7 protein-coding genes are annotated in these 10,286 nt (G+C 59.4%); 4 read left to right on the forward strand and 3 right to left on the reverse strand.

Annotated elements, in window-relative coordinates:
* Positions 1-9: 9 nt before the first annotated feature.
* From cyoB to J7447_RS28570, 3 genes are all read right to left on the reverse strand, one after another.
* Positions 10-2,049, reverse strand: coding sequence for a cytochrome o ubiquinol oxidase subunit I (gene cyoB, locus J7447_RS28560; protein WP_152506381.1), 2,040 nt, complete (start codon positions 2,047-2,049; stop codon positions 10-12).
* The gene (gene cyoA / locus J7447_RS28565; RefSeq protein ID WP_075284754.1) at positions 2,049-2,981 is read right to left on the reverse strand and encodes a ubiquinol oxidase subunit II; all 933 of its coding nucleotides are present in this window, start codon (positions 2,979-2,981) and stop codon (positions 2,049-2,051) included. The genes cyoB and cyoA overlap by 1 nt, the downstream gene beginning before the upstream one ends.
* A gap of 159 nt (positions 2,982-3,140) precedes the next feature.
* On the reverse strand, positions 3,141-4,382 hold the full coding sequence (locus tag J7447_RS28570) for a Zn-dependent hydrolase (RefSeq protein ID WP_209171595.1): 1,242 nt from the start codon (positions 4,380-4,382) through the stop codon (positions 3,141-3,143).
* Positions 4,383-4,529: 147 nt separating this feature from the next.
* On the opposite strand from J7447_RS28570, the gene J7447_RS28575 reads away from it, so the two are divergent.
* The 4 genes from J7447_RS28575 to J7447_RS28590 all read left to right on the forward strand — a co-directional run bounded on the left by J7447_RS28575 (position 4,530) and on the right by J7447_RS28590 (position 10,255).
* Positions 4,530-6,089 carry an ABC transporter substrate-binding protein gene (locus J7447_RS28575; protein WP_035908743.1) on the forward strand — a complete coding sequence of 520 codons (1,560 nt, stop codon included), beginning with the start codon at positions 4,530-4,532 and terminating at the stop codon, positions 6,087-6,089.
* Between the two features lie 280 nt (positions 6,090-6,369).
* Positions 6,370-7,314 (forward strand): ABC transporter permease, encoded by a 945-nt coding sequence (locus J7447_RS28580; protein WP_209171596.1) that lies wholly within the window; start codon positions 6,370-6,372, stop codon positions 7,312-7,314.
* On the forward strand, positions 7,314-9,251 hold the full coding sequence (locus J7447_RS28585; RefSeq protein WP_286189685.1) for a dipeptide/oligopeptide/nickel ABC transporter permease/ATP-binding protein: 1,938 nt from the start codon (positions 7,314-7,316) through the stop codon (positions 9,249-9,251). Before J7447_RS28580 ends, J7447_RS28585 begins: the two co-directional genes overlap by 1 nt.
* Positions 9,248-10,255 carry an oligopeptide/dipeptide ABC transporter ATP-binding protein gene (locus J7447_RS28590; protein WP_209171597.1) on the forward strand — a complete coding sequence of 336 codons (1,008 nt, stop codon included), beginning with the start codon at positions 9,248-9,250 and terminating at the stop codon, positions 10,253-10,255. The genes J7447_RS28585 and J7447_RS28590 overlap by 4 nt, the downstream gene beginning before the upstream one ends.
* Positions 10,256-10,286: the final 31 nt, after the last annotated feature.

Here is a 10,286-nt window from a genome sequence, read left to right on the forward strand (position 1 = left end):
GCCCCTCCCTCAAACCGTTCCGGACAACGGTGCGCCAGAGGCGGCACCGCGCGGCACAAAATCGCGCATGTCGTGCAGGTCGGCCGGCGAGATCTGAGCGAGGCGTTCACGCTCGATCCGGGCGACTTCTGCTGCAGGCAACACGAATTCGCTGTTGTCGTCGGACGCCCGGATACCGACACATACGAGGGACAGCACGAAGCTCAGGGCGACGAGCCACCAGATGTACCAGATGAAGGCAAAACCGAGCACAAAGGCCAGCGCACCAAGCACCGGGCCGATCCAGGTGTTTTTCGGCATGACGATGTCTTCGTAATGCTGCGGCGGCTGATAGGCCTCCCCCCGGATCTTCATGTCGTGGAACGCGTCGATATCGGTCACCTCGGGCAGAACCGCGAAGTTATAGGCAGCTGGCGGAGAGGACGTCGCCCATTCCAGGGTACGTCCGTTCCACGGGTCCCCCGTGATGTCCCTGGCGGATCCCCATTTCCTGGCCGAAACGTAAAGCTGGATGGCGATGCAGGCGATGCCACACAGGACGAACAGAGCCCCGATCGCAGCGACGATCAGATAGGGTTGCCAGGTGGGGTCGGCATAATGCTCCATCCGCCGGCTCATGCCCTTGAAGCCAAGGACGTAGAGCGGCATGAAGGCGAGATAGAACCCGATGATCCAGCACCAGAAGGACCGCATGCCCCATTTGGCGTCCAGCTTGAAACCGAAGGCTTTGGGGAACCAGTAGTTCATGCCGGCGAAATAACCGAAAAGAGCGCCCGGGATCAGCATGTTGTGGAAGTGCGCCACCAGGAAGGTGGAATTGTGCATCAGGTAGTCGGCGGGCGGCAGGGCCAGCAGCACCCCGGTCACGCCACCGATGACGAAGGTCACCATGAAGCCGATGGTGTAGACCATGGACGTGTGAAACTCGATCCGGCCCTTGTACATGGTGAACAGCCAGTCGAAGATCTTCACCCCCGTCGGCACCGCGATGATCATCGTCGCGATGCCGAATATGGCATTCACATTGGCAGACGAGCCCATCGTGAAGAAGTGGTGCAGCCAGACTGTGAACGACAGCAGCGCGATACAGGCGGTCGCATAGACCAGTGAAGTGTAACCGAACAGCCGCTTGCGCGAGAATGTCGCCACCACTTCGGAAAAGATACCGAAGGCCGGCAAGATCAGGATGTAGACCTCCGGATGACCCCAGATCCACAGCAGGTTGGCAAACATCATCATGTTGCCGCCGTCACCGTTGGTGAAGAAATGGAAGCCAAGCGTGCGATCGAGTGTCAACTGACCGGCGACCACCGTCAGCGCCGGAAAGGCGAAGGCAATCAGGATGGAAATGCACAGTGTTGTCCAGGTGAACATCGGCATGCGCATGAAAGTCATGCCCGGGCAGCGGTTCTTGACGATGGTCACGATGAAGTTGATGCCTGAAAGCGTACTGCCCACCCCGCTGATGATCAGCGCCCATAGCCAGTAATCGACCCCCACGCCCGGACTGTATTCAGCCCCGGAATATGGAGGATACCCGGTCCAGCCGGCTTGAGAGAACTTGCCGACCACAAGCGATATCAGCACCAGAGCCGCACCGGCGGCCGTCATCCAGAGGCTGACGGAATTCAGGAACGGAAAGGCGACATCCCGCGCGCCGATCTGTTGCGGCACGATGATGTTGATGAGCCCGGTCAGGAACGGCATCGCCACGAAAAAGATCATGATGGTGCCGTGAGAGGAAAAGATCTGCTCGAAATGCTCCGGCGGAAGGTAACCTTCGCTGTTCAGGGAAACCGCCTGTTGCGCGCGCATCATGAGAGCATCGACAAACCCGCGCACCAGCATCACCAGAGCCAGCACCACATACATGATGCCGATCTTCTTGTGATCGACGCTGGTCAGCCAGTCTGTCCAGAGAACTTTCCAAGCGCGCAGCCAGGTGATCAGCAGGAACACGGCAATACCGCCGCCAACGGTTACTGCCGCCCCACCCATGGCCACCCAGGAATAGAACGGCAGGGCCTCAATCGTAAGACGTCCCAGCATCAAACAGCCCCCCGGCAGATGAGTTCGGCGGCCTTGCTTTCGTAAGGGCCGACAATCGGCGCGTATTTGCGCAGGATGATCGAAAAGAGATCCGTCTCGTAAGACGAATAATGCCGGACTGGATCGGCAACGCTCTGCTTGTGCAGGTCCACATACGTCTTGGCGTCCAGCACATCAGCGGATCCTGTTGCCTTTTCCTTCCAGGCGGCGAAATCCGCTTCGTTCATGGCATGAGCCTTGAAGTGCTGGTCGGAAAAACCATCGCCGGAATACATTGTGTTGCGGCCGTTGAAGGTGCCTGGACCATCTGCGATCAGGTTAAGTTCGGAGCGCATGCCCGCCATGGCGTAGATCTGGCCACCAAGTGCGGGGATCATCAGCGAATTCATGACCGTGTCGGAAGTGATCTCGATGGTCAGCGGCCTGTCTGCGGGAAAGGCCAGTTCATTCACGCTGGCCGTGCCAAGTTCCGGGTATAAGAACAGCCATTTCCAGTCGAGCGCGACGGCCTGCACCTTGAAAGCCGGCTTGTCGGACGCCAGGGCCTTGTAAGGGTCAAGTCTGTGGGTCGCATCCCAGACAATGGTTCCGATGACAATCACGATCGCAGCTGGAACCAGCCAGACCACGGCTTCAATGCCCCAGGAACCATCCCACTCGGGCGCATAATCCGCGGTGTTGCCATTACGCTTGCGATATCGCCAGGCGAACAGCAGCGTTAGTATGATCGCGGGAATGGCGACGATCATCATGATGCCGAATGCCGTGAACAGCAGATCCCGTTCCGCCAACGCGATAGGCCCTTTCGGGAAGAGCACCGGCGCATCGGAAAGCGCACAACCTTGTAACAACGGGAAAAGGCATACGAGGCCGACCGTCGCGGCAGACCTCAAGGCAATACGGACCCTTAGTCCGGCAATCCGATCAACCATGGCACCCCCGTTGAAAAATGGATAGGGACTGTCTGTTTGCAACACTTGTGGCGGCGCGCCCGCCGGGAACGATATGCTTTACTTTTGAAAAGCCTAGCCGAGCCCGCGCGGCATTGAAAGAGCGAAAGTTGCAGAAGCCGGCAGACACCAGCAAACAGGTTAGCCGGACAAGTCGAGCAACGCCTGCAGCATGAGGTTCGCCCCCTTCTCGATATCCGACCAGTCGCTGTGTTCTTCGGGAGCATGGCTTATGCCGGCCCGGCTGGGAACGAAGATCAGCCCGGAAGGGCAGAAAGACTGCATTGTCTGGGCATCGTGACCGGCTCCGGAAGGCATACGCCGCGCCGGTAATTCGTTGCGTTCGGCAAGGTCGGCGAGCTTTTCGGCAAGCTCGCTATCCAGCGAGACCGGTGACAACCAGCTCCTCTCGGTCTTGTTCAATTTCAGTCGGTGCCGGTTGGCGACAATGTCGGCGCTTTCCAGAAAACGCGATTTCAGCCCCACCATTATCTCTTCCGACGTGTCACGCAGAATCACCGAAAAGACTGCGCGACCTGGAATCGTGTGGGGATGGTTCGGCGAAAGTTCGACATGACCAATGGTAAACCGGCTCTGGTCGGTGCCGTGCATCTGGATCAGATCCGGAATTGTCCCGGCAAGCTCGGAAAGCCCGGCAAATGCATCCGCCCGCAGATGCATGGGTGTTGTCCCGGAATGATTGGCGATTCCCGTCAGTTCCAACTCCAGATAACAGACACCGGAAACCTCCTCGGCGATGCCGATAGGAAATTCTTCGGCTTCAAGAACCGGCCCCTGCTCGATATGGAGTTCCAGAAAGGCATTTATCGAACCGGCCGGCCGGGCTGCTTTCAGGATGTCCATCGGCTCGAGACCCAGACTGTTCATGGCATCGCGCAGCCGGATCCCGTCGGCATCAATCGCCTGCTCGATCCATGCCGGAGTGATCGCCCCGGATATGGCCTGTGAGCCGAGCATGCCCCCGAAACGGCCCTCTTCTTCGGAAGTCGCGGCAACTTCGATCGCTGTCCGGGGCGTTATTCCGGCATCCTTCATCGTTCGCACGCATTCCAGCGCAACACATGCGCCGAGTGCTCCGTCAAAAGCCCCGCCATTGACCACGGTGTCGAGATGCGATCCGGCCATGACGCACGGCCCGTCCTCAGGTCCATACCGGCCAAACAGGTTGAGTGCGCCGTCTCTCCACACCTGCAGATCGTCGGCCCTCATCTGTGCCTCGAACCAATCCCTACACTCCAGATCGACCCGAGTGAAGCCTGGTCGCGTGTAGCCGCCGGTTTCAGGAACAAAGCCGAAGCGATTCACTCCGTTGAGAAGCGTTTTGAGACGCTCCGGGTCGATACGGATTGCGTGCTGCGGCATCCTTGTTTCCCCCTTATTTATCAGCGCTTAAGCGTTTATCTGGCATCGAGAGCACAACCCTCGAGCGAAAATAAATATGAAATAATTATTGCAGCATTGCAATTAATCATGATTAATTATTCGTCAGAAACAACGAGGGGAATGGTCATGAAAAGATTCCTAGCCGCGGCTTTCGCCTCGGCCTTCCTCGCCTTTGCACCCCAGGTGCAGGCGCAAACTCCGCCCAATGTTCTGGTTGTCGGCCAGATCGCGGAACCCAAGTCACTCGACCCGCACGCCGTCACCGCGGTGAACGATTTCCGCATTCTGGTGAACTTGTATGACGGACTTGTGCGCTACAAGGACGGCACCCTGGAAGTCGAACCGTCCCTTGCCGAAAGCTGGACCATTTCGGAAGACGGCAAGACCTACACGTTCAAGCTGCGTGAAGGCATCAAGTTCCACGACGGTTCCCCCTTCAACGCGGAAGCGGTGAAGTTCAACTTCGACCGTATGCTGAACGAGGAAAACCCTTATCACGATACGGGTCCCTTCCCGCTCGCGTTCTTCTTCTCCACTGTTGAGGACGTGGTCGTCGACAACGAAACCACCGTCACCTTCAACCTCAGTGCCCCTTACGCGCCGTTCCTGTCGAACCTTGCCTATCCGACGGGTCTGATTGTCTCCCCCGAGGCCGTCAAGCAATACGGCAAGGATTTCGGCCGCAATCCATCCGGTACCGGCGCCTACAAGTTTGCCGAATGGGAAGCCAACGCCAAGGTGGTTGCCGTCAAGAACGAAGACTACTGGGATGGCGCTCCGGACCTGGAAGCGTTGATCTACCGTCCGATCACCGACGCCAACACCCGCATCGCCGAAATGCTCTCCGGTGGACTGGACGTGATGGTTGAAGTCCCGCCGGACAGCCTGCAGCAGTTCAAGGACGATTCAACGTTCAAGGTGCTGGAACAGGCCGGACCTCACGTCTGGTTCCTGATCCTGAACACCCGCGAAGCACCGTTTGACGTCAAGGCTGCACGCCAGGCCGCCAACTACGCCATCAACAAGAAGGCTCTGGTGGAAAACATCCTGCAAGGTACGGCCGACGTCGCAGCAGGGCCGACACCTCCTGCCTTTGCCTGGGCCTACAACGAGAGCCTGGAGCCCTATCCCTACGATCCGGAAAAGGCCAAGGAACTCCTGAAGGAAGCTGAATACGCCGGACAGGAAGTTACTTTCTATGTCACCGAAGGCGGCTCCGGCATGCTCGACCCGGTTGCCATGGGCACGGCCATCCAGGCCGATCTCCAGGCCGTCGGCATGAAGGTCAAGATCGAGACCTATGAATGGAACACCTTCCTCGGCAAGGTGAACCCGGGTCTGCAAGGCAAGGCTTCCATGGCGGAAATGGCATGGATGACCAATGACCCGGACACGCTTCCGTTCCTGGCCCTGCGCACCGAAGCGATGCCCGAACAGGGCGGGTTCAACTCCGGCTACTATTCCAACGCCAAGGTGGACGAACTTCTGGAAAATGCCCGCGAGGAAACCAACCAGGAAGAACGTGCAAGGCTCTACAAGGAAATGCAGGAAATCGTCCAGGAGGACGCCCCCTGGGTCTTCGTTGCCAACTGGAAACAGAATGCCGTCACCAAGGCATCGGTTGAAGACTTCAAGCTGCAACCGTCCTTCTTCCTGATGCTTCAGGATGTCAAGAAGCCTCAATAAGACGACACGTCTCCCGGCGGACCTTGAACGGTTCGCCGGGATTGTCGTATTCGGACCTGCACGCAGCAAGTGCCGAAGGAAACGTAAAGGCGCACCCCGGCGACACAACACTCCCTCATCCTGAGGAAGCGCAAGGCGCTGTCTCGAAGGATGGGCCACTTGCTCCGGAGTGTGCCGCCCATCCTTCGAGACGCGCATAAATGCGCTCCTCAGGATGAGGTTGCGGAGGCGGCAAGGCTTCAGGAAATGGCCGGCCGCACTCAGAAAGAGGGAGAGACCATTGGCTTCCTATATCGCCAAGCGTCTGCTGGCTGCCATTCCGGTCCTGTTCGGGCTGACGATCATCGTCTTCCTGATCATGGCGATGATCCCGGGAGACCCGGCAACTGCCATTCTCGGCTCCTACGCGACACCGGAAAATGTCGCCAAGCTCAACCGCGATCTCGGCCTCGACAAAACCCTGTTCGAGCAATACGTCATCTGGATCGGCAACCTGTTCCATGGGGATCTCGGCCGCTCCTACACGCTCAATCGTCCGGTGCTGGATGAAGTGATGGAGCGCTTTTCAGCAACCCTCATTCTGGCCGGAACCTCGCTCATCCTGTGCTCGATCTTCGGCCTTCTTGCCGGTATTGTCTCTGCTGTCCGTCAGTACGGCTGGGCGGACAAGATCATCACGCTGCTCGTTCTGATCGGTATCTCGACCCCGTCTTTCTGGCTCGGCCTGCTGCTGATCCTGGTGTTTGCCGTCAATCTGCGCCTGTTTCCGGCGTCCGGCATGTACGCGATCTATGGTGGCGGCGACTTGCCCGACCTGATCCATCACCTCACCCTGCCTGCGCTGACGCTTTCGGTGGTCGCGACCGGTGTCATCGCCCGGTTGACGCGCACCGCCATGCTGGAAGTGCTGCGTCAGGACTATATCCGCACCGCTCGCGCCAAGGGCCTGTCGGAACGCAAGGTCATCTACAAGCACGCATTCAAGTCGGCCCTCGTCGGCGTTGTGCCGGTCATTGGCATCCAGGCCGGCTTTGTCATCGGCGGCGCTGTCTATATCGAGACGGTGTTCCAGTGGCCGGGCATCGGATCCATGCTCGTGACCGCCATTTCCACCCGCGATCTGCTGCTGGTCCAGGGCGGGGTTCTGGTGGTCGCCGCCGCCTATGTTCTCTTCAATCTGCTCGCAGACGTGGTGCAGACCATTCTTGATCCGAGGTTGCGCTGATGAGTGACACGACCATGAGCGCCCCTTCCAAGGAGAAGGCAAAATCCTCGCGCCCGGGGACACTTGCGCTGCTGCTCAACAATTCGCTGGCAACCAGCGGCCTTGTCGTTCTGGTGCTGATCTGTCTTATCGCTCTGGCAGCGCCGATCCTGCCGCTGGCGAACCCGGACGTTACCGCCCCGGCAGACCGTCTTCTGCCGGTCCTTACCGAAGGACACCTGCTTGGCACCGATCACTTGGGCAGGGACATCCTTTCGCGGCTGATCTGGGGGACACGCATATCGCTTGCCGTCGGTCTGTCGGCAACAATAATCGCTGCCTTCTTCGGCTCACTTCTGGGACTGGTCGCCGGATACGCAGGCGGGCGAACGGACACTCTGATCATGCGCGGCATCGATATGGTGATGGCGTTTCCCTACATTCTGTTGGCACTGGCCATCGTCGCCGTGCTCGGCCCTGGGCTGCTCAACGCGCTTTACGCCATCGCGCTCGTCAACATACCGTTCTTTGCCCGCAACATTCGCGGTATCACGCTCGGGCTATCCCGAAGAGAGTTTGTTGACGCGGCACGGCTGTCCGGCAAATCACCGGTACAAATCCTGTTTCTGGAAATTCTGCCCAACGTCTTGCCGGTGATCGTCATCACCATGTCGACGACCGTCGGCTGGATGATCCTCGAAACGGCTGGCCTGTCCTTCCTCGGCCTGGGGGCCCAGCCGCCACAGGCAGACCTTGGCTCCATGCTGGGTGAAGGCCGCAAGATCCTCTTTACCGCGCCGCATGTCTCCATCATTCCGGGCCTGATGATCTTTGCGCTGGTCATGAGTATCAACCTCTTCGGCGACGGTGTTCGCGATATCCTCGACCCGCGCCTGCGTGCCGGGTCCCTCACCCGGCCGGTCTCACGAACAGCGGTGCATCGCAAGGCGGACGAGATCCCCGCGCCTTCGGAAAAGGGCGGTGTGCTGGATGTCCGTCAGATGCGCACCGAATTCCAGATAGGCAGCTCCGTTTACAAGGCAGTCGGCGGTGTTGATCTGAACCTGAAAGAGGGCGAATGCCTGGGCGTGGTCGGAGAATCCGGATCCGGCAAGTCGGTAACAGCCATGTCCATCATGGGCCTTGTGCCGACACCACCCGGCCGGATTGCAGGCGGTGCCGCCTATCTCGACGGCGAAGATCTTTTTGCGGCAAGCGACCGGCGTATCCGGGACCTCAGAGGCGGTTCGGTTGCCTATGTCTTCCAGGATCCGCTGTCGACGCTGCACCCGCTCTTCACCGTTGGCGATCAGTTGACGGAAGCGATAACCACCCACCAGCCCATGTCCGGCTCGAAAGCCCGGGAGAAGGCCGTTGAACTGCTTTCGCTTGTGCGGATCCCGAATGCGAAGGAGCGCTTGTCCGCCTACCCGCACGAGCTTTCCGGTGGCATGCGCCAAAGGGTCTGCATTGCCATGGCGCTCGCCAACGATGCCAAGGTGCTGATTGCGGACGAGCCGACCACCGCGCTCGACGTCACCGTGCAATCGCAAATCCTGACGCTGATGAACGGCCTGCGCCGCGAACGGAACGCTGCAATCCTGTTCATCACCCACGATTTTGGCGTTGTCTCCGCCCTTTGTGACCGTGTCGCGGTGATGTATGCGGGCCGGATCGTCGAAACGGGAACGACGGAGGAGGTTCTGGCGAACCCGCGTCATCCCTACACCGCCAAGCTGATCGAATGCGTGCCTGTTCTGGGCGAGCCGGACCGTCGTCTGGATGCAATCGAGGGCCGCCCGCCCGTGGTCAACAACCTGCCGGACGGTTGTGCCTTCGCCGAACGGTGTCCGCACGCACAGGCCTCCTGCCGGACCGGCGAGATCAAGCTTGAGATGTCTTCCGAAACCCGCGGTGTGCGCTGCCTCTTTCCGCTGAATTCCGGAGCGACCGCATGAACGAGATAAGCCAGAACCACTTGGACAGCGAAGCCCTTCTGACCATTCAGGATGTCGAGCGCATTTTCGGCGGCGGTCGGAAGCTCTTTGGCGGTCATCTTCCCGCCGTGCACGCGGTTCAGGGTCTCAGTCTCGATGTAAAGAAGGGAGAGACCCTCGGTGTCGTCGGAGAGTCGGGCTGCGGCAAGTCCACCCTCGCGCGCCTCGTCGTCGGTCTCGATCTGCCGACATCCGGCTCGATCACCTTCAACGGCGAGGATCTTGCGGCACTGGCAAAAAAAAACCGCAACGCTCTCGCCCGCAAGGTTCAATATGTCTTTCAGGATCCGGTTGCCTCGCTCAATCCGCGCAAGACCATCAGGACCATCCTGGAAGCGCCGCTCAAGCACCTGACAAACCTGAATTCCGATGGTCGCGAGAAGCGCCTTGCAGAGCTGCTGCAGGCGGTCAACCTGGCGCCGGAGTTTCTGGAACGCTACCCCCATGAATTCTCTGGCGGCCAGGCGCAGCGGATCGGCATTGCGCGGGCCCTTGCGGCCGGGCCGGAGCTGATCGTGCTTGATGAGCCCGTGTCTGCCCTCGATGTGTCGGTGCAGGCCCAGGTGTTGAACCTGCTGGACAAGCTGAAGGACGACTTCGGCCTCACCTACATCTTCATCAGCCACGATCTTTCGGTGGTGGAAAGTGTCAGCGACCGCGTGGCGGTGATGTACTTCGGCCGGATGGCCGAACTGGGTCCAGCCAGAGAAATCTTCCGCAAACCGCTACATCCCTATACGGATCTTCTAATGCGCTCCGCGCCCGCCCCCGGGCGGCACGACCTGATGTCGGAAGACGCCTCTGCCGAATTGCCGGATCCCTACAATCCCCCTGAAGGCTGCGCCTTTGCCGCGCGCTGTGCGCACCGCACGGATATCTGCGTTGCCGGCAAACCGTCACCAGACGAGGCCAAAGGCGGCAACAATCACGTTGCGGCTTGCTATCACCCACTCGGGAAGGCATAGGCTCCCCAAAAAACAAGGCAATGCAGTTTAA

The sequence above is a fragment of the Labrenzia sp. R5_0 genome, assembly GCF_017743835.1.
GTDB lineage: Bacteria > Pseudomonadota > Alphaproteobacteria > Rhizobiales > Stappiaceae > Roseibium > Roseibium algicola.

What these genes read in the sequence shown, in the direction of transcription:
- cyoB (WP_152506381.1), bottom strand. Translation starts at nt 2,049, where the DNA reads ATGCTGGGACGTCTTACGATTGAGGCCCTGCCGTTCTATTCCTGGGTG.
- J7447_RS28585 (WP_286189685.1), top strand. Translation starts at nt 7,314, where the DNA reads ATGAGTGACACGACCATGAGCGCCCCTTCCAAGGAGAAGGCAAAATCC.
- J7447_RS28575 (WP_035908743.1), top strand. Translation starts at nt 4,530, where the DNA reads ATGAAAAGATTCCTAGCCGCGGCTTTCGCCTCGGCCTTCCTCGCCTTT.
- J7447_RS28570 (WP_209171595.1), bottom strand. Translation starts at nt 4,382, where the DNA reads ATGCCGCAGCACGCAATCCGTATCGACCCGGAGCGTCTCAAAACGCTT.
- J7447_RS28590 (WP_209171597.1), top strand. Translation starts at nt 9,248, where the DNA reads ATGAACGAGATAAGCCAGAACCACTTGGACAGCGAAGCCCTTCTGACC.
- cyoA (WP_075284754.1), bottom strand. Translation starts at nt 2,981, where the DNA reads ATGGTTGATCGGATTGCCGGACTAAGGGTCCGTATTGCCTTGAGGTCT.